The sequence below is a fragment of the Pseudomonas sp. GD03858 genome (assembly GCF_029840925.1).
Taxonomy (GTDB): Bacteria; Pseudomonadota; Gammaproteobacteria; order Pseudomonadales; family Pseudomonadaceae; genus Aquipseudomonas.
This window is the reverse complement of the sequence record NZ_JAOCDM010000028.1, coordinates 19,855-37,289: the sequence shown is the minus strand read 5'-3', so window position 1 is coordinate 37,289 and position 17,435 is coordinate 19,855. Positions and strand designations below refer to the sequence as shown.

General features: G+C 66.6%; 17 protein-coding genes. 10 read left to right on the top strand and 7 right to left on the bottom strand.

The genetic code is table 11. The annotated features are described in order from the left end of the window. Window positions 1-5: 5 nt before the first annotated feature. Both N5D48_RS10430 and N5D48_RS10425 read right to left on the bottom strand, forming a co-directional pair. A complete protein-coding gene (locus N5D48_RS10430; protein WP_279883819.1) occupies window positions 6-1,313 on the bottom strand; it encodes a phosphate ABC transporter substrate-binding/OmpA family protein in 1,308 nt (435 codons plus the stop codon). An 88-nt stretch (window positions 1,314-1,401) separates the two neighbouring features. Continuing rightward, entirely contained in the window at window positions 1,402-2,799 is a 1,398-nt protein-coding gene (locus N5D48_RS10425) for a cytosine permease (RefSeq protein ID WP_279883817.1), read from the bottom strand. A gap of 260 nt (window positions 2,800-3,059) precedes the next feature. Here N5D48_RS10425 and N5D48_RS10420 point away from each other — a divergent pair, with 260 nt between their 5' ends. The 5 genes from N5D48_RS10420 (at window position 3,060) to N5D48_RS10400 (ending at window position 10,335) form a co-directional block, all read left to right on the top strand. Next, window positions 3,060-3,947: an EamA family transporter gene (locus N5D48_RS10420; protein ID WP_279883815.1), complete on the top strand. Its 888-nt coding sequence runs from the start codon at window positions 3,060-3,062 to the stop codon at window positions 3,945-3,947. 306 nt (window positions 3,948-4,253) lie between these two features. Beyond that, a complete protein-coding gene (locus tag N5D48_RS10415) occupies window positions 4,254-4,739 on the top strand; it encodes a DUF2165 family protein (protein ID WP_279883812.1) in 486 nt (161 codons plus the stop codon). 14 nt (window positions 4,740-4,753) lie between these two features. Then, entirely contained in the window at window positions 4,754-5,848 is a 1,095-nt protein-coding gene (locus N5D48_RS10410; protein WP_279883811.1) for an efflux RND transporter periplasmic adaptor subunit, read from the top strand. An 18-nt stretch (window positions 5,849-5,866) separates the two neighbouring features. Further along, the gene (locus tag N5D48_RS10405; RefSeq protein WP_279883809.1) at window positions 5,867-8,950 is read left to right on the top strand and encodes a MexW/MexI family multidrug efflux RND transporter permease subunit; all 3,084 of its coding nucleotides are present in this window, start codon (window positions 5,867-5,869) and stop codon (window positions 8,948-8,950) included. Between the two features lie 23 nt (window positions 8,951-8,973). Then, entirely contained in the window at window positions 8,974-10,335 is a 1,362-nt protein-coding gene (locus N5D48_RS10400; RefSeq protein WP_279883853.1) for a TolC family protein, read from the top strand. 138 nt (window positions 10,336-10,473) lie between these two features. Here the strand turns inward: N5D48_RS10400 and N5D48_RS10395 are convergent, their stop codons facing one another. Then, window positions 10,474-11,118: a transcriptional regulator gene (locus N5D48_RS10395; protein WP_279883807.1), complete on the bottom strand. Its 645-nt coding sequence runs from the start codon at window positions 11,116-11,118 to the stop codon at window positions 10,474-10,476. A gap of 176 nt (window positions 11,119-11,294) precedes the next feature. Here N5D48_RS10395 and N5D48_RS10390 point away from each other — a divergent pair, with 176 nt between their 5' ends. From N5D48_RS10390 to N5D48_RS10375, 4 genes are all read left to right on the top strand, one after another. Further along, window positions 11,295-11,975: a pyridoxal 5'-phosphate synthase gene (locus N5D48_RS10390; protein WP_279883805.1), complete on the top strand. Its 681-nt coding sequence runs from the start codon at window positions 11,295-11,297 to the stop codon at window positions 11,973-11,975. A 73-nt stretch (window positions 11,976-12,048) separates the two neighbouring features. Further along, window positions 12,049-12,369, top strand: coding sequence for a YbjQ family protein (locus N5D48_RS10385; protein WP_279883803.1), 321 nt, complete (start codon window positions 12,049-12,051; stop codon window positions 12,367-12,369). Between the two features lie 140 nt (window positions 12,370-12,509). Beyond that, complete coding sequence (locus N5D48_RS10380) at window positions 12,510-12,698, top strand: hypothetical protein (protein WP_279883801.1); 189 nt, start codon at window positions 12,510-12,512, stop codon at window positions 12,696-12,698. 221 nt (window positions 12,699-12,919) lie between these two features. Beyond that, window positions 12,920-13,219, top strand: a complete 300-nt coding sequence (locus tag N5D48_RS10375; RefSeq protein ID WP_279883799.1) for a hypothetical protein — start codon at window positions 12,920-12,922, stop codon at window positions 13,217-13,219. 117 nt (window positions 13,220-13,336) lie between these two features. On the opposite strand, the gene N5D48_RS10370 is transcribed toward N5D48_RS10375, so the two are convergent. From N5D48_RS10370 to ampC, 3 genes are all read right to left on the bottom strand, one after another. After that, on the bottom strand, window positions 13,337-13,669 hold the full coding sequence (locus N5D48_RS10370) for a hypothetical protein (protein WP_279883797.1): 333 nt from the start codon (window positions 13,667-13,669) through the stop codon (window positions 13,337-13,339). 307 nt (window positions 13,670-13,976) lie between these two features. Continuing rightward, window positions 13,977-14,600, bottom strand: coding sequence for a glutathione S-transferase (locus tag N5D48_RS10365; protein WP_279883795.1), 624 nt, complete (start codon window positions 14,598-14,600; stop codon window positions 13,977-13,979). Between the two features lie 4 nt (window positions 14,601-14,604). Next, the gene (gene ampC / locus N5D48_RS10360; RefSeq protein WP_279883793.1) at window positions 14,605-15,738 is read right to left on the bottom strand and encodes a class C beta-lactamase; all 1,134 of its coding nucleotides are present in this window, start codon (window positions 15,736-15,738) and stop codon (window positions 14,605-14,607) included. A 163-nt stretch (window positions 15,739-15,901) separates the two neighbouring features. Between ampC and N5D48_RS10355 the strand changes: the two genes are divergently transcribed. Then, window positions 15,902-16,894 carry a bile acid:sodium symporter gene (locus N5D48_RS10355; RefSeq protein WP_279883791.1) on the top strand — a complete coding sequence of 331 codons (993 nt, stop codon included), beginning with the start codon at window positions 15,902-15,904 and terminating at the stop codon, window positions 16,892-16,894. 78 nt (window positions 16,895-16,972) lie between these two features. Here the strand turns inward: N5D48_RS10355 and gspI are convergent, their stop codons facing one another. Then, window positions 16,973-17,341, bottom strand: a complete 369-nt coding sequence (gspI, locus tag N5D48_RS10350; RefSeq protein ID WP_279883789.1) for a type II secretion system minor pseudopilin GspI — start codon at window positions 17,339-17,341, stop codon at window positions 16,973-16,975. Window positions 17,342-17,435: the final 94 nt, after the last annotated feature.

Below are 17,435 nucleotides of genomic sequence, written 5' to 3'. Positions count from 1 at the left end.
GCCGATCAGTACACCCAGACCTCGACCCGGCGGTTGCGCAAGCGCCCCTGTTGCTGGTCGTTGTCGGCTACCGGCAGCTCGTCGCCCATGCCGGTCACGTCCTTGAACTCCACGCCTTCGCGCGCCAGCTCACGGCGTACCGCCATGGCCCGCAGGCGTGAGAGCAGGGCGGCGCGGCCCGGAGTCTCCTTGGGGTCGCCGAAGCCCACCAGCACCGCCTTGCCGTGCAGCTTGCCGGCCTGGCGCAGATAGGCGCCGACCCGCTGCACATCGCGCAGGGCCTTGTTGTCGAGACTGGCGCTGCCTTCCTGGAAACGGAAGTTCACGCTCAGCCGATGGGCCTGGTTGGCCAGCGCGCGGTAGCGCGGCGGCATGTCGGCCTGCGGCGCGACCGGCAGGGCCTTGATCTGCTGTGAGACGAACCCCTGTTCGGCGACGATGGCCTGCCCGGCGGGGCTCTGGGCGAATTCGGCCAGGGCCCGGGCCTGGCGTGTCGCGGCGGCGGGCAGGTAGAAGAACAGGCGACGTGACAGCGGGTAGTCCTCGCTGGCGATCAGCGCGCGGCTTGGGGGCAGGGCCGGCGCGTCGCCTTCCGCCACCGCCAGGGCCTTGGCCCCGTGCAGGGTGGCCAGGCCGCTGAAACCGATGGCATGGCGGTCGGCCTTGACCTGCGCGGCCAGCGCATCGGCCGATTCGAAGCGGCGGGCCTGGCTGGACAACTGGCTGTGCCTCGGCTCCAGCACCAGTGCGCGGAATGTCTCGAAGGTGCCGGAGCGATCGTCGCGGGCGTACAGGTGGATCGCGCCGCCCGGCACGCCCAGTTGCTCCCAGCGCTGGATCTGTCCGGAAAACACCTGTGCCAATTGCGTGGTGCTCAGTTGCGGCAACGGGTTGTCCGGGTGGACGATCACCGCCACGCCGTCCAGGGCGATCACTTGTTCGGCGCCGGCCGCGCGCAGGTTGCCCAGGGCCTGCAGCTGCTGGACTTCACGGTCGTTGATTGGCCGCGAGGCGGCCGCCAGGTCCGCCTCGCCGCGAGCCAGGGCGGCGAAGCCGGTGCTTGATCCATGGGCGGCGATGTCGATACGCACGGGCTGGCCGTCGCGGTCGCGAGCGCGCAGCAGCGTTTCGTTGGCCGTCGCGCCCGGCAGGCTTTCGATGGCACCGGCGCCTTGCGCTTGCAGCAAGCCACGGACCAGCGCCGGGCCCAGGGCGACGCCGATGGTATTGGAGCCCTGGATACGCAGTTGCGCAGGCTCGGCGAAGGCCGGGCCTGGCAGCAGGCACAGCGCAAGGAGAAGCAGGCGGCGCATGCCGTTGCCCTTTGGCACGAAGTTGCGCCGCAGATTACGACAGTTGCTTGACCGAAAGATGACAGTGCCCCTGCGGGCGCGGTCGAGTTCAGCGTGCTCCCGGCACGATGATGCTGGCCGGCGCCTCGGCTGCCCGGTGGCGGGCGACCCAGTAGTACAGCACGCTTGGCACCACCAGCCCGATCAGCCACGACACATCCACGCCGCCCAGGTGCGCGACCATGGGGCCGGTATACAGCTTGGTATCGATGAACGGCATCTGCACCAGCACGCCGAAGGTGTACACGCCGATGCCCGGCCAGTTCCAGCGGCCATAGCGGCCCCGGGGATCGGCCAGCGCCGGGATGTCGTAGCGCTCCTTGGTGATGAAGTAGTAGTCCACCAGGTTCACCGCGCTCCACGGCACGAAGAAGGTGAGCAGGAACAGGATGAACGACTTGAAGGCGCTGAGGAACGAATGCTGGCCGAGCAGGGCGACCAGGGTCGCCGCGCCGACGATGCCGAGCACGAACACCAGGCGTTGCGCGCGGCTGATCCGCAGGTGGCCACGAAAACCGCTGATGATCGTGGCGATGCACATGAAACTGCCGTAGCTGTTGAGGGTGGAGATGGTCACCTTGCCGAAGGCAATGCTGAAATACAGCAGCGCCGCGGTGGTGCCGGCGCCACCCAGGCCGACGATGTAGGCGACCTCGCGCCCGGAGAACTGGCCACCGGCGATGGCCGCGGCGAACACGCCGAGGATCATCGAGGCCTGGGCACCGATCACCGAGCCCAGGCCCGCGGCGAGGAAGGTCTTGAGCGGCGAGGTGTTGCTGGGCAGGTAGCGCGAGTAGTCAGCCACGTATGGGCCGAAGGCGATCTGCCAGGAGGCGGCCAGCGACACTGCCAGCAGGAAGCTGGCCCAGCTGAAGTGGCGGTTGTCGAGCAACTGGCCGATATCGGCGAGCATCAGGATGCGGCTGAACAGGTAGACGAAGGCGATGATCCCCAGCACGCTGGCCACGCGGCCGATCCAGTGGATCACCCGATAGCCGGCCAGGGTCGCCAGCACGATCACCCCGGCGAAGATCAGAATGCCGGCGCTGTCGCTGATGCTCAGCAACTGGCCGATGGCCTGGCCGGAGAGCACCGTGCCGGTGGCGGTGAAACCCAGGTACATCAGGCACACCAGGACCATGGGGATGGCCGCGCCGTAGACCCCGAACTGCACGCGGCTGGAGATCATCTGCGGCAGCCCGAGGCGTGGCCCCTGGGCTGCGTGCAGGGCCATCACCGCGCCGCCGATCACCTGTCCGATGAACAGGCCGATCAACGACCAGAACACGTCGCCGCCGAGCACCACGGCCAGTGCGCCGGTGACGATCGCGGTGATCTGCAGGTTGGCTCCCAGCCACAGGGTGAATTGGCTGTACACCCGTCCATGGCGTTCGGACTCGGGGATGTAGTCGATCGAGCGGCGCTCGATCACAGGTTTGCTGGACATCGGGGAGGGCTCCGCTTCGTTGTTTTTGTGAAGGGCGGCGGCTATCGGCGGGACGCAGGGCGATGGCCGAAATCCGATATCAGCATGTATATACAAGTCAGGTCAAGTGAAGCTTGCGGACGCTGACGAGTGTTCGTTGGCGGCCAAACAGCAGACTGTTGCGCAAGGGTGACGTCCAACTGTGCTGGTCCGCTGCGGCGCAAAGCCCTTATGCTGTAACCAAATATGTCTATAACAAGCCTGAAGAAGGAATGCGTGCCATGCCACTCAAGGACCTGCTGATCGCCCTGGTGGTGATCATCGCCTGGGGCGTCAATTTCGTGGTCATCAAGGTCGGCCTCGACGGCCTGCCGCCGATGCTGCTGGGGGCGTTGCGCTTTCTGCTGGTGGCTTTCCCCGCGGTGTTCCTGATTCGCCGGCCGAACCTGCCCTGGCGCTGGTTGATCGCCTACGGCGCGACCATCTCCCTGGGCCAGTTCGCCTTTCTCTTCCAGGCCATGTACAGCGGCATGCCGCCCGGGCTGGCCTCGCTGGTGCTGCAGTCCCAGGCGTTCTTCACCCTGGGCTTCGCCGCGCTGTTCCTCGGTGAGCGGTTGCGCCTGGCCAGTGTGCTGGGGCTGCTGGTGGCGGCCAGCGGGCTGGCGGTGATCGGCAGCGAGGACAGCGGCCATGTGCCGCTGGTCGCCTTGCTGCTGACCCTGTGCGCGGGGGCCATGTGGGGCATGGGCAACATCATCACCCGACGTTTCGGCAAGGTGGACCTGGTGGCCCTGGTGATCTGGGGCGGGCTGATCCCGCCGCTGCCGTTCCTGGCGCTGTCCTGGTGGCTGGAAGGTCCCGAGCGGATCGGCCACGCCCTGGCCAACATCGGCTGGAGCTCGGTGCTGGCGCTGGCGTACCTGGCCTTCGTCGCCACCATGGTCGGCTACAGCCTTTGGAGCACGTTGCTGTCGCGTCACCCGGCGGGCAAGGTGGCGCCGTTCTCGCTGCTGGTGCCGGTGATCGGCCTGAGTTCCTCGGCGCTGCTGCTGGGCGAGCGTTTGACCGAGGTACAGGGTTGGGGCGCGCTGCTGGTGATGCTCGGGCTGCTGATCAACGTGTTCGGCCCGCGCCTGGGCCAGCGCCTGCGCGCCGCCAGCGCGCACTGACCTCGCGCCATGCGCCATCCCTGTGGGCGCGAGCTTGCTCGCGAACACCGGCGCAGCCGGTGCCAGGCGCCGCGTGGCTCGCTTCGCGGGTAAACCCGCTCCCACAGGGATCGGCGCCAGGTTGAGGAATCCGAGCAAGACCGTTGCTCCTGCAGCGTCGACACTGATCCGCATCAACTCTCCATTCCCGCCGCGCTCCTGTAATGGGAGTACTTGTGCATCGGCAAGGCTGCCACTAATATCCAAGCGTTTTCTTGTGTAATTGCCTGAAGCCCTTCGACCCAGGTCATCAATACGGACGTTGATATGGATTTGCACACCTCCCTGTGGCTGTTCCAGGCCACCCAGGCTATCGGCCTGGCGCTCTGGTTGAGCATCGCGGTACTGAACAACCTGCAGGCCTTCGCCAGTTCCATGGGCGCCATTGGCGCCACCCTGGCCATGGCGCCGCTGCGCCAGCCACCTGCCATCGAATTCCCGCTGTTGCGCAGGGCCTGTCAATCGGCCGGGCTGGCCCGTGCCGCGCTGCTGGTGATCCTGCTGCTGCAGATCGTCGCCAGCCTGGCGGCCTGGACCGGCTGCTACGGGTTGATCGTCGCCCAGGATCCTCTGCTGGCCCGGGCCTGGCTGAACCTGGCGTTGAGCGCGTTCCTCGCCTGCACCTTCGCCATGCTGCTCGGCGGCCTGTGGTTCGCCTACTGGATTCGTCAGGAGGGCCTGCAGCTCACCCATCTGATCCTGGTGCTGTGGGCAATCCTGGCGTTCTTCCTGTTCAACCTGGCATGGGCTTGAGGCGAGGGCGTGCAATGAACGGTAAAGCGATGTTCGCCAGTGCCCTGGTGCTGGGCCTGATCACTACCGCTGGCCTGGCCTGGCGCCACGGCGGTCGCGCCGAGGCTGTCGCGCCGCCGCCACGCCACCTGGTCAAGGTCGCCCTGGCCACGGTGCAGAAAGCGCCGGAAAAGCGCTCGTTCGACGGCGTCGGCGAACTGGAGGCGGTACACCAGGTGCTGGTGTCGACCGAGATCGGTGGCCGGGTGACCGCGATCAACTTCAGCTCTGGCCAGCAGGTGCGCAAAGGCGATGTGCTGGTCACCCTCAACGACGCGCCCGAGCAGGCCGAGCGCCTGCGGCTCAAGGCCCAGCTCGACAATGCGCGCACCAACCATCGACGGGTGACGGCCCTGCTGCGCGAGAACGCCGCCACCCAGGAGCAGGTGGACAATGCCCTGGCGGCCCGCGACATGGCCCTGGGCGAACTGGCCCGTACCGAGGCGGTGATCGCCCAGAAGACCGTGCGCGCACCCTTCGACGGCCGCCTGGGGATCCGTCGGGTCAGCCAGGGGCAATACCTGCGGGTAGGCGATCCGGTGGTCAGCCTGATCGACACCCGCAGCCTCTATGTCAACTTCTCCCTCGAAGAGCAACTCAGCGTCCAGCTGCGCCCCGGCCAGGCGGTCGAGGTGCGTCTGGACGCCTTTCCCGAGACACCGTTCAGCGCCCGCATCAGCGCTATCGACCCACTGATCGGCCGTTCGCGCACGGTGCAGGTGCAGGCCACCCTGGCCAACCCCGATGCGCGTCTGGCCGCCGGCATGTACGCCAGTGTGCGGGTCGCCAGCCCGGACCTCGGCCAGGTGCTGACGGTGCCGGAAACCGCGGTGGCCTATACCGCCTACGGCGACACCGTGTTCGTCGCCCGTCACGACGCCGCCGCCGAGGCGCTGGTGGTTCAGCGGGTTTCGGTGCGCACCGGCGAGCGCCAGGCCGGTCGGGTGGTGATCGAGCAAGGCCTGCGCGCTGACGACCAAGTCGTGGTGTCCGGGCAACTGCGCCTGAGCGACGGCACCGCCGTGCAAGCCGTCGAAGACACCCTGCAAGCCCCGGCCAGCGGCGCCTGAACCCAGCGAGAACCCGTCATGACATTCACCGACCTGTTCGTTCGCCGGCCCGTGCTGGCGCTGGTGGTCAGCACCTTGATCCTGCTGCTGGGGCTGCTGTCGCTGCTGCAGTTGCCGATTCGTCAGTATCCGCTGTTGGAAAGCTCGACGATCACCATCACCACCGAGTACCCCGGCGCGCCCGCCGAGCTGATGCAGGGCTTCGTCACCCAGCCGATCGCCCAGGCAGTGTCGTCGGTGGAGGGCATCGACTACCTGTCGTCTTCCTCGGTGCAGGGCCGCAGCCTGGTCACCGTGCGCATGGAGCTCAACCGTGACTCGACCCAGGCCCTCACCGAGGTGATGGCCAAGGTCAACCAGGTGCGCTACCGCCTGCCGGAGCGTGCCTACGACCCGGTGATCGAGCGCTCGGCCGGCGAGTCCACGGCGGTGGCCTATATCGGCTTCGCCAGCCCGAGCCTGCCGATCCCGGCCATGACCGACTACCTCACGCGGGTGGTCGAGCCGTTGCTCAGCACCATCGAAGGCGTGGCCAAGGTCCAGGTGTTCGGTGGCCAGACTCTGTCCATGCGCCTGTGGATCGACCCGGCGCGCCTGGCCGCCCGCGGCCTCACCGCGGCCGACGTGGCCGAGGCGGTGCGGCGCAACAACTACCAGGCGGCGCCTGGCAAGGTGAAGGGCCAGTACGTGATCGCCAATATCCGCGTCGACACCGACCTGACCTCGGTCGGTGATTTTCGCGAGCTGGTGATCCGCAACGATGGCAATGGCCTGGTGCGCATCCGCGACATCGGCACCGTCGAACTGGGCGCGGCCTCGGCCGAGACCAGCGCCAGCATGGACGGTGTGCCGGCGGTCCACCTGGGCCTGTTCGCCACGCCGGGCGGCAACCCGCTGGTGATCGTCGAGGGCATACGCCAGTTGCTGCCGCAGATCCGCCAGACCCTGCCGCCGGACGTCAAGGCCGAACTTGCCTTCGAGACGGCGCGCTTCATCCAGGCCTCCATCGACGAGGTCAGCAAGACCCTGCTCGAGGCCCTGGCGATCGTGGTGGTGGTGATCTACCTGTGCCTGGGCTCGCTGCGCACGGTACTGATTCCGGTGGTGACCATTCCGCTGTCGATGCTCGGGGCGGCGGCGTTGATGCTGGCGTTCGGCTTCAGTGTCAACCTGTTGACCTTGTTGGCCATGGTGCTGGCGGTTGGCCTGGTGGTGGACGACGCCATCGTCGTGGTGGAGAACGTGCATCGGCATATCGAAGCAGGGCGCACGCCGGTGGCGGCGGCCTTGATCGGTGCGCGCGAAGTGGCCGGGCCGGTGATCGCGATGACCATCACCCTGGCTGCGGTGTACGCGCCGATCGGCATGATGGGCGGGCTGACCGGCGCGCTGTTCCGCGAATTCGCCCTGACCCTGGCCGGCGCGGTAGTGGTCTCCGGGATCGTGGCGCTGACCCTGTCGCCGGTGATGAGTTCGTTCCTGCTCGATGCGCGCCAGTCCGAAGGGCGCATGGCCCATGCCGCCAACCGCTTCTTCGACTGGCTGGCCGAGCGCTACGCCCATGTGCTGGGGTTCTCCCTGAAGCACCGCTGGATCAGCGTCGGCTTCGCCTTGCTGGTACTGGTCAGCCTGCCGCTGCTGTACAGCCTGGCGCAGCGCGAGCTGGCGCCGACCGAGGACCAGGCCGGGCTGCTCACCGCGATCAAGGCGCCGCAGCATGCCAACCTGGCCTATGTCGAACGCTTTGCCGACAAGCTCGATGCGGTCTACCGCACCCTGCCGGAGACCGTCAGCACCTGGATCATCAATGGCAGTGACGGCATCGCCTCGGGCATTGGCGGCATCAACCTGCAGCCGTGGGACGAGCGTGCGCGCAACGCCTCGCAGATCCAGCTCGACCTGCAGGCGGCGGTGAACGATGTCGAGGGCACCAGCATCTTCGCCTTCCAGCTGCCGGCGTTGCCAGGTTCAACGGGCGGCCTGCCGGTGCAGATGGTGCTGCGTAGCTCCCAGGACTACCGGGTGCTGTTCGACACCATGGAGCAGGTCAAGGCCAAGGCCCGGCAAAGCGGCCTGTTCGCCGTGGTCGACAGCGACCTGGACTACAACAACCCGGTGGTGCAGGTGCGGGTCGATCGGGCCAAGGCCAACAGCATGGGCATCCGCATGCAGGACATCGGCGAGTCGCTGGCGGTGCTGGTGGGGGAGAACTACCTCAACCGCTTCGGCCTCGATGGCCGCTCCTACGATGTCATCGCCCAGAGCCCGCGCGACCAGCGCCTTACCGCGCAGGCCCTGACCCGGCAGTACGTGCGCAGCGAGGAGGGCCGGCTGGTGCCGTTGTCCACCGTGGTACAGGTCAGCGAGCAGGTCGAACCCAACCGCCTGACCCAGTTCAACCAACAGAACGCGGCAACCTTCCAGGGCATCCCGGCCGCCGGCGTCACCCTGGGCGACACCGTGGCGTTCCTCGAGCAGGTCGCCGCTGAACTGCCCGCCGGCTTCAGCATCGACTGGCAGTCCGACGCCCGACAGTACCAGCAGGAGGGCAACGCCCTGATGCTGGCCTTTCTCGCCGCCGTGCTGGTGATCTACCTGGTGCTGGCGGCGCAGTACGAGAGCCTGGTCGATCCGTTGATCATCCTGATCACCGTGCCGTTGTCGATCAGCGGCGCGCTGCTGCCCCTGGCGCTGGGGGTGGCCACCGTGAACATCTATACGCAGATAGGCCTGGTGACGCTGATCGGGCTGATCAGCAAGCACGGCATCCTCATGGTCGAGTTCGCCAACACCTTGCAGGCCGAGCAGCACCTGGACCGGCGCACGGCCATCGGCAAGGCCGCGCAGATCCGCCTGCGGCCTATCCTGATGACCACGGCGGCCATGGTAGTGGGGCTGATCCCGCTGCTGTTCGCCTCGGGCGCAGGCGCTGCCAGCCGTTTCGGGCTGGGGGTGGTGATCGTCACCGGGATGCTGGTCGGGACGTTGTTCACCCTGTTCGTGCTGCCGACCATCTACAGCCTGCTGGCCCGCGACCATGCCAGCACGGCACGTTCGCCGCGGGCCCGCTCGTTGGCGCAAACCCTGGAGGGCCAGCCGTGAAGCCGCTCTTGATCGCGTCGCTGATGGCCCTGTCTGCGTGCAGCGTCGGTCCCGACTACCGCAAGCCCGAGATCCCGGCCAGTGGCGTGCACAGCCCGCAGCACGCCGCCTTTGCCGCCCGTGGCGAGTTGCCCGCGCAGTGGTGGCGGTTCTTCGACGACCCGCAGTTGGTGCGCCTGGTCGACCAGGCCCTGGCCAACAACCACGACATTCGTCAGGCCCGTGCCAACCTGCTGGCGGCGCGGGCGCTGTTCGACGATCGCAGCCTCGATCGCTACCCCTGGGTCAGCGCCCGCGCCGGTTACACCCAGAACCTGGAGCAGCAGCAACCAGCCGATGGCGGTGATCCGCGGCGCATGCGCGGCGAGCAGTATCGGGCCGGTTTCGACGTGCAATGGGAGATCGACCTGTTCGGTCGCCTGCAGCGCCTGACCGACGCCGCCGAGGCTCGTGCCGACGCGGCGGCGGCGGACCTGCGTCAGGTCCGGCTGAGCATCGCCGCAGAGGTTGCCCGCAACTATTACCTCGCCCTGGGGCTCAAGCGCAGCCTCGCCGTGGCCCAGGACCAGGTCGAGGCCTGGCGCGAAACCCTGCAGCTGACCACGGCCCAGGTGCGTGCCGGCAGCGGGCAGTACGAAGACCAGCAGAACGCCCACGCCAACCTGCTGCTCAGCGAAGCGGCGGTGCCGCCGTTGCAGGCGGCGATCCAGCAGGCCAGCTACCGTCTCGATGTGCTGACCGGCCAGGTGCCGGGCAGCCGCGAGCAGGACGCCGCGCCGTTCCTGCCGCCGCTGGCGGGCCAGTTGCCGTTGGGCGATGTCGATGCGCTGATCGGCCAGCGGCCCGATGTGGTCAGCGCCGAGCGTGAACTGGCGGCCAGCACCGAGGACGTCGGCGCCGCCACCGCCGAACTGTACCCGCGCCTGGACCTGGGCGGCTTCATCGGCTTTTTCGCCCTGCGCGGCGGTGACCTGGGCAATGCCGCCCGGGCCTACGAGCTGGCGCCGATGGTCACCTGGCCCGCCTTGCGCCTGGGCAATGCCCGGGCACGCCTGCGCGCCCGCGAAGCGCTGGCCGACGGCCGGCAATCGCGTTACCAACAGACCGTGCTGCAGGCGCGCGAGGAAGTGGAGAATGCGGTGACGCAATTGGTGCGCAATCAATCGCGCCTGCAGCGCCTGGTGGCATCCGCCGGGCATGGCAGTGTGGCCATCGATATCGCCAACAAGCGTTACCGTCGCGGCGCCGGGACCTACCTTGCGGTGCTGGAGAACCAGCGTGCGCTGTTCTCGATCAAGCGTGAGGTGGCGGAGGCGGAAACGGCCTCCTACCTGGATGCGATTGCGTTGTACAAGGCGCTGGGGTGGGGGAGCGAGGGTCCGTAGGCAAGCCTGATGGCGTCGATCCCTGTGGGAGCGGCTTTAGCCGCGAACACCGGCGTAGCCGGTGCCAGGCGCCGCGATTGCAGGACGAGGCGATGTCGCGGGGCAGGCCCGCTCGCGCATTTGTCGGAAAATTGCAGCCTACTTCGGCGAAACGCGGTAGACGCAGCGGCGGTCGCCGGAGATCAGGTGCTCGCAACGCTCGACCTGCGCCACGTCGCCGATCGCCGCCTGGAACACCTGCAGCTCGCTGCGGCAGAACCCCTGGCAGCGGGTGGCGGCGATGCAGATCGGGCAGTGGTTCTCGACGATCAGCCAGTCGCTGCCGTCGGCCTGCATCTCGGCCATGTAGCCAGCGCGTTCGCGCAACTGCACGAGGATGCGCACCTTGTCCTCCAGGCTTTGGCCATCGGCGCAGGCCTGCTGGTACTCACGGCTGTTGCTGTCTTCCATGCGGCTGATCAGGCGGTCGATGCCGTCGTTGCCGAAGACCGCCTCGACGCTCTCGATCAGTTGCAGGGTCAGCACGCTGTGCGCGTCGGGGAAGCGGCGCTGGGCGGTCGCGGTCAGCGCCCATTTCTGCGAAGGCCGTCCAGCGCCCTTGGCCGGCACCATCACACCGCTGACGAGGTCGGCGGCCTGCAGTTTCTGCACTTGCTGGCGCGTGGCTTCGAAGGTGATGGCGAGCAATTGCGCGAGGTCGGCGGTCTTCAGCGGCCCGCGCGTCTTGAGCAGGAACAGGATGCGGTCGGTGGTGCTGTTCGAATCAACGGTGGTCGAAGTCATGAAGCGCTGGAAACCGGGTGTGAATGAGCGGATCGGGCACTTTCCTGGGCCGTCCTTTGCGCAGGCAAGCGGCCGAAGGATAGCCTGTATCGGCGAGGTTCTGTACAAACGCAGCAGTATCAAAGCAAAAAACAGTCATTGGTTGCTCCATCCTGATTAGCGGAGGTAGACGCTCCATGGTTCATCCCACCTCGGACACATTGTCCATCAAAGAGAAGCTGAGGCAGATTCCGTCGCTCAAGGGACCGCTGCCGGACCTTGACCTGACGGCCATGCCCGCCACGCCTCAGGAAGCCTTCGTGCTGTGGTTGGACTCGGCGTTGGCCGCGGGTGTGCGTGAACCCCACGCCATGACGCTTTCGACCGTCGATGAGCATGGCTGGCCCGATGCGCGCGTGTTGATCCTGAAGAATGTCGATGCGCGAGGATGGCATTTCGCGGTCAAACGCGAGAGCCCGAAGGCGCGGCAAATCGAATGCCAGCCGAAGGTGTCGCTCACGTTCTACTGGCCCGTGCTGGGGCGGCAGGTTCGTCTGCGCGGCGAAGCGGTGGCGCTGTCGAGGCAGGAATGCGCCGAGGACTTTCTGGATCGCCCTGTCGGTTCTCGCGCCAGTGCCATCGCCTCTCGGCAAAGCGCGGTCATGGACGATCCAGGGGCGCTGGCGACGCGCCTTGCCGATGCGCAGGCATTGCTTGAAACCCACCCCGAGCATGTGGAGCCCGGCTGGCAGGTCTATGCCGTCGCACCGACGGTTGTGGAGTTCTGGCAGGGCGCCACTGATCGCAACCACAAGCGCTGGCGTTATACGGCCACCGCGCAGGCGTCGACCTGGCGTGCGGTCCGGCTATGGACATGAAGGGCCGTCACGGGCGCTTTGCCGGGCGTGGATTTGCTAGGATCGTCCTATTTTCTTGACTCAGGAGCCGCCCATGATCATCAGTACCACCAGCCAGCTCGAAGGCCGTCCCGTTGCCGAATACCTTGGCGTGGTCAGCGCCGAATCGGTGCAGGGAATCAACTTCGTGCGCGATTTCTTCGCACGTTTTCGCGACTTCTTCGGTGGCCGTTCGCAGACCTTGGAAAGCGCATTGAAGCTGGCGCGGGAGCAGGCCACCGAGGAACTGAAGGCACGGGCACGGCAGTTGCAAGCCGATGCCGTGCTAGGGGTGGACTTCGAGATCAGCATGCCTTCGGTACAAGGCGGCATGGTCGTGGTGTTCGCCACCGGCACGGCGGTGCGTCTGAAGTAAGGCCAGTTGCCACTGGTCGGGCTGGTAAAATTTGTCCGACTGGTCCGCAAATGACCGGCTAGTCTCACTTCAACGGGCCGTCGCTTCTCTGGGCAGGCGTATTGCTTGCCGGCACGGTCGTCATTGGAGGGACACAGGGCATGAGCGAATCCTATTTCGAAGACCTGAACGATGCGTTTCCGATCAACAGCCAGGTGCGTTGCGGCCAATCGGCGTTGCGCCTGGGCTTTGCCAACATGACCCTGGACGACTCGGAGCAGTTGCAACCGGCGCATCTGCAGCGCGCCAAGAAGGGCCGGTTCACGCCACGTGTCCCGTCGAAGAAGTGAAACAACGCTGAACGCCATCGCGGGGCAAGCCCGCTCCTACAGGCACTGTGGGCGCGGAGCTGCCCAGGCGACAGCCTGCGCCAGCTGGCGCTGAACCGCCCAGCGGCGTGCTTTTCCCGCCATTTCTTGATCCTGCTCATGGTATCGGTGAGTCACCCTCGCCGCCGGCCTGCTGCTGTGCTTTTCTTGCGCGGCATTTCAGACACGGAGTATCGACTTCAATGCGAATCAGGGAAGAGACCTACTGGCGGTGGGCCGATGCGCAGTTGCACAGCCGCTGTCACGACGAGGAACTGAGCGACGGCACCGGCATCGATGTGCAGGTGCGGCTTTCCCGGCTTGGGGCCACGCAACTGTTTCTGGGGCTGTACGCTCGCGATGGCAAGGCCCTGCTGGAGGAGTACTACCCCACGTGCCCTGGTGAAACCATGACCCGCGCGCTGGTGTGGGGCGTGGATCGGGCGCGAGCCCTGGCCACGGGTGCCTTGCCGCTGCCGGCGCCGGAGCGGCTGCAGGCTTGAGCGTATTCGGCGTCGGCGCCGCAAGGCTTGCGGCAGGCACATGGCGCCTCTGATGCCAGCATGAAAAAGCCCGGCCTTGCGGGGCCGGGCTGAAGATGAGGTGCGTTACTGGCTGGTTCAGTTCAGCGAGTCGATCACCTTGACTGCCTGCCGCTCGCGGGCGCCAGGCCATTCTTGTTGCAGGGTCTGGAGCACGCGACCGACAAAGCTGGTGTCGGCGGCGGCCTTCTTGCCGACGTAGCCCTGGCCACGGCGGTAGACCTTGAAACGGGCACGCATGCTGGGCATGTGCGATTCGAATTCATCCTCGACCGTGTTCGGTGGCAGGCGATCCAGGCGAACTTCGCCGGACTGGCTGACCCACAGCAGGTGGTCGTCGAGGCTGTCCTTGCGCGCGGCGAACAGCTGAGCCAATTGGTCGATGGTTGGATTGTTGTTCAAGTTCATCATAAAGCCCCCATTACTCTCATTCGTTGGTGAAGTTCGGCTGAAATTCACATTGGGCGCCACGACATGTAGCGCGCTAACCAAGGCTGCTACAGCAGCATCGCAACAGGGGCTTTCTCACGCTGCCTTCTGGGCAGTTTCCCTCTCCACGGACGGCCTGCGTTACCGCGCAGACCGTCTGGAACACCCTTGCCACCGCTCCCGATCAGGGAGACGGCCTCATCATGCACAAGGCTTGGGAAAGGCGTCAATACATTTGTAGTGAAAATTTTTAAGCACTACATCTTGTCCGACAATCCTGCTTCAACTGTCAGGCGGTTCCATTGTCGCCGTGCTCCAGGAAGCCTGGACGCAGGCGCAGACGCGCATGGTAGGCCGCCAGGGCCGGTAGCACCGGGTGCTCCAGCGGCGTGCGATACCAACGGTTGAGCGACAGGCCGATGGCGACGTCGGCCAGGCTGAAGGTATCGCCGGCCACATAGGCACCGGTGGCCTGCAGGCGCTGTTCGAGCAGGCGCATCTTCGCCGCCCACTGGGCGCTGGTGCTGGCCAGCAGGGCCGAGTCCTGATGGGCTGGCGAGCGGCGCACCAGGGACATGAATGGGTAGCGCCAGGCGTCGTTCAGATCGGTCGCCTGCCAGTCCAGCCATTGGTCCACCGCCGCCCGGGCACGGGGCGCGCTGGGGTAGAGGTGCGCGCCGCCGTGCTGGTTGGCCAGGTAGCGCAGGATGGTATTGGACTCCCAGAGCACGAAATCTCCCTCGACGATCACCGGCACCATGGCGTTGGGGTTCAGCGCCAGGAACTGCGGCGAGTCGGTGGGCTGAAAGCCGCTGCCCCAGTCTTCACGCTGGAACGGCAGGTTCAATTCGACGCAGGTCCACAGCACCTTGCGCACGTTGATCGACGAGGCCTTGCCCAGGATCTTCAGCATGCCGTCACTCCAGGCTCGAGAGAATGCGTTGCGCGGCGCGCACGCGTTCTTCGTTGGGATAGTTGCGGTTGGCCAAAAGCACGATGCCCATGCCTTTGGACGGCACGAACGCGACGTAGGCGCCGAAACCACTGGTGGCGCCGGTCTTGTTGTACCAGGCGGCGGACTCGGCCGGCAGGGCTGGGGTCAGTGCCTGGGTGGCCTGGGCTTCGCGGATCATCTTCGCGCCGTTGTTGACCAGCAGGGTGTCGAGCGCGACCGGGTAGGGGTAGCGCTCCCAGCCCAGGCCCTGAATCATGGCGCCAACCTGGAAGAAGCCTGTGTGAGTGATGGCGATGGCCTGGCGCAAGGCCGGGTCGAGTTCGGCGGGCTGCAGTTGCAGTTGCACGTAGCGCAGCAGGTCGCTGGCGCTGGTCTTGATGCCGTAGGCCTGGTCGGCGTAAGGACCGGGGCTGACGCGTATCGGTCGGTCCTGGGCGTCGTAGCCTTGGGCATAGAGGCCACGGGCGTTGGCCGGTACTTCCAGGTAGGTGTGCTTCAGGCCCAGGCGAGGCAACAGGTTCTGGGTCATCAGCTCGCTGAACGGACGCTGCTGCGCACGGGCGGCCAGGTCACCGAACAGCCCCAGGCTCGGGTTCGAGTAGCAGCGCTGGGTACCGTGTTCGGCGCGGCGCTGCCAGTGCTGGAACCAGGCCAGGGTCTGCTCGGGTGTCTGCACCTCGTCGGGGAACTGCAGCGGCAGGCAGTCGCCGCTGTAGGCCCCCAGTTCCAGCACGCTGGCGCTGCCGATCGGCGCCTTGGCCAGGGCGGGCTGGTAGCGGCTGGCGGGGGCCATGAGGTCGAGCTTGCCTTCGGCGCTGGCCAAGGCGGCGAGGGTGGCGGTGTAGGTCTTGCTCACCGAGCCGACCTCGAACAGCGTGTCGCGGCTCACGGCCTGCTTGCTGGCCTTGTCGGCCAAGCCATAGCTGAAGTAGTGCGACTGGCCGTTGGCATACACCGCCACGGCCATGCCGGCGATGCCCTGTTCGCGCATCAACGGCTGGATCACGCCATCGACGGTGCTTTGCAGCGTATCGGCCAGCAGCGGCGGTGCGGCCATTGTCAGCACGGTGGCCAGCAGCAGGTGGGGGCGTTTCATGATGGGCGTTCCTTGTCGTGAATCAATGGGGAGGGCGAGGCAGGGGGCGTCGGGCGATGACCCTGGTGTCCGTTGCGCGACACTGGCAGGGGTTCCGGCGTTAGCGGTTCGCAGGCCGAGACCTTATCGTCCTGGCTTGCACAAAGACAAGACGAGACCTGTCATGAAGTACCTGCGCATGCTGTTCGACAATTTCACCCTGGCCTTGCTCGGGGTGGTGTTCATCGCCACCGTGCTGCCCTGCTCCGGCGAGGGGGCGGTGCTGTTCGGTTGGTTGACCAACCTGGCCATCGGCCTGCTGTTCTTCCTGCATGGCGCCAAGCTGTCGCGCGAGGCGATCATCGCCGGCGCCGGCCACTGGCGCCTGCATCTGTTGGTGTTTTCCTGCACCTTCGTGCTGTTCCCGTTGCTGGGGCTAGCGTTCAAGCCGCTGTTCGTGCCCCTGGTCGGCAACGAATTGTACCTGGGCGTGCTTTACCTGTGCGCCTTGCCGGCCACGGTGCAATCGGCCATCGCTTTCACCTCGCTGGCCCGTGGCAACGTCCCGGCGGCCATCTGCAGCGCGGCGGCCTCGAGCCTGCTGGGGATCTTCCTCACGCCATTGCTGGTGGTGATGTTGCTCGGGGCGTCCGCAGACACCGGGTCCGGCCTGGATGCGGTGCTCAAGATTACCTTGCAGCTGCTGGTGCCGTTCGTTGCCGGGCAGATTGCCCGGCGCTGGATCGGCGCCTGGGTCAAGCGCAATGCGCGCTGGCTGAAGGTGGTGGACCAGGGCTCGATCCTGCTGGTGGTGTACACCGCGTTCAGCGAGGCGGTGGTCACCGGCTTGTGGCACACGGTCTCGCCGCAGCACCTGGCCGGGCTGTTCGCGGTGTGCGCGATCCTGCTGGCGGTGGTGTTGCTGGGCACCCGCCTGCTGGGTCGGGTGCTCGGTTTCAGTGTCGAGGACCGCATCACGATCCTGTTCGCCGGCTCCAAGAAAAGCCTGGCCACCGGTGTGCCAATGGCACAGGTATTGTTCGTCGGTGGCGGCATCGGCGCGATGATCCTGCCATTGATGCTGTTCCACCAGATCCAGCTGATGGTGTGCGCGGTGCTGGCGCAGCGCTATGCCGCGCGGAGCGAGGAGGGCGAGCGGGCCTCGCTGGCATCTTGAATTCAGGGCGTTCGGCGCAAGCGTCTGGCGAGTCCATCGCAGGGCAAGCCCGCTCCCACAGAGACGTGCAGAGCGGGGTCATGGCGGATGCGCGCCGAGCAGCGTCTGCAACCGCGCCAACGCCGGCCCTGCGTGCTGGCGATCGAACACCAGCAGCGACACCTCCAGCATCCCTCCCGGCGAGCGGGTCACCCGCTGCTCGCAGCGCAGGCGCAAGTGCCCCTGGTCGCACTCGAACTGCCGCACGCCCGGCCTGGCGCCGCCCTCGAGTCGTAGCTCGCAGAGCCGTCCCTGGGCCGCCAGCAAGGCCAGCCCTTTGTCGCGCAACAGCCCGTTGCCCTGGGTCATCAAGCCGCTGGCCCGCGCGGCGGCGGCCATGGCCACGGCGACGATGGTCAGCGCGACCAGCACTTCGATCAGGGTGAAGCCATCTTCGGTGGCGCGCACGGCGCTCCCTCCGCCCAGGGCAAAGCGGCACTGTAGAGCGGTGCGATGACGGTTTGACGACGGCCACTCCCGAGCTTTTTCAATATCCGTGACA

Coding starts and splice junctions, on each gene's coding strand:
- N5D48_RS10400 (WP_279883853.1), top strand. CDS start 8,974: ATGGCCCTGTCTGCGTGCAGCGTCGGTCCCGACTACCGCAAGCCCGAG.
- N5D48_RS10355 (WP_279883791.1), top strand. CDS start 15,902: ATGAAGTACCTGCGCATGCTGTTCGACAATTTCACCCTGGCCTTGCTC.
- N5D48_RS10385 (WP_279883803.1), top strand. CDS start 12,049: ATGATCATCAGTACCACCAGCCAGCTCGAAGGCCGTCCCGTTGCCGAA.
- ampC (WP_279883793.1), bottom strand. CDS start 15,738: ATGAAACGCCCCCACCTGCTGCTGGCCACCGTGCTGACAATGGCCGCA.
- N5D48_RS10380 (WP_279883801.1), top strand. CDS start 12,510: ATGAGCGAATCCTATTTCGAAGACCTGAACGATGCGTTTCCGATCAAC.
- N5D48_RS10390 (WP_279883805.1), top strand. CDS start 11,295: ATGGTTCATCCCACCTCGGACACATTGTCCATCAAAGAGAAGCTGAGG.
- N5D48_RS10375 (WP_279883799.1), top strand. CDS start 12,920: ATGCGAATCAGGGAAGAGACCTACTGGCGGTGGGCCGATGCGCAGTTG.
- N5D48_RS10425 (WP_279883817.1), bottom strand. CDS start 2,799: ATGTCCAGCAAACCTGTGATCGAGCGCCGCTCGATCGACTACATCCCC.
- N5D48_RS10405 (WP_279883809.1), top strand. CDS start 5,867: ATGACATTCACCGACCTGTTCGTTCGCCGGCCCGTGCTGGCGCTGGTG.
- N5D48_RS10365 (WP_279883795.1), bottom strand. CDS start 14,600: ATGCTGAAGATCCTGGGCAAGGCCTCGTCGATCAACGTGCGCAAGGTG.
- N5D48_RS10410 (WP_279883811.1), top strand. CDS start 4,754: ATGAACGGTAAAGCGATGTTCGCCAGTGCCCTGGTGCTGGGCCTGATC.
- N5D48_RS10420 (WP_279883815.1), top strand. CDS start 3,060: ATGCCACTCAAGGACCTGCTGATCGCCCTGGTGGTGATCATCGCCTGG.
- N5D48_RS10395 (WP_279883807.1), bottom strand. CDS start 11,118: ATGACTTCGACCACCGTTGATTCGAACAGCACCACCGACCGCATCCTG.
- N5D48_RS10370 (WP_279883797.1), bottom strand. CDS start 13,669: ATGATGAACTTGAACAACAATCCAACCATCGACCAATTGGCTCAGCTG.
- N5D48_RS10430 (WP_279883819.1), bottom strand. CDS start 1,313: ATGCGCCGCCTGCTTCTCCTTGCGCTGTGCCTGCTGCCAGGCCCGGCC.
- N5D48_RS10415 (WP_279883812.1), top strand. CDS start 4,254: ATGGATTTGCACACCTCCCTGTGGCTGTTCCAGGCCACCCAGGCTATC.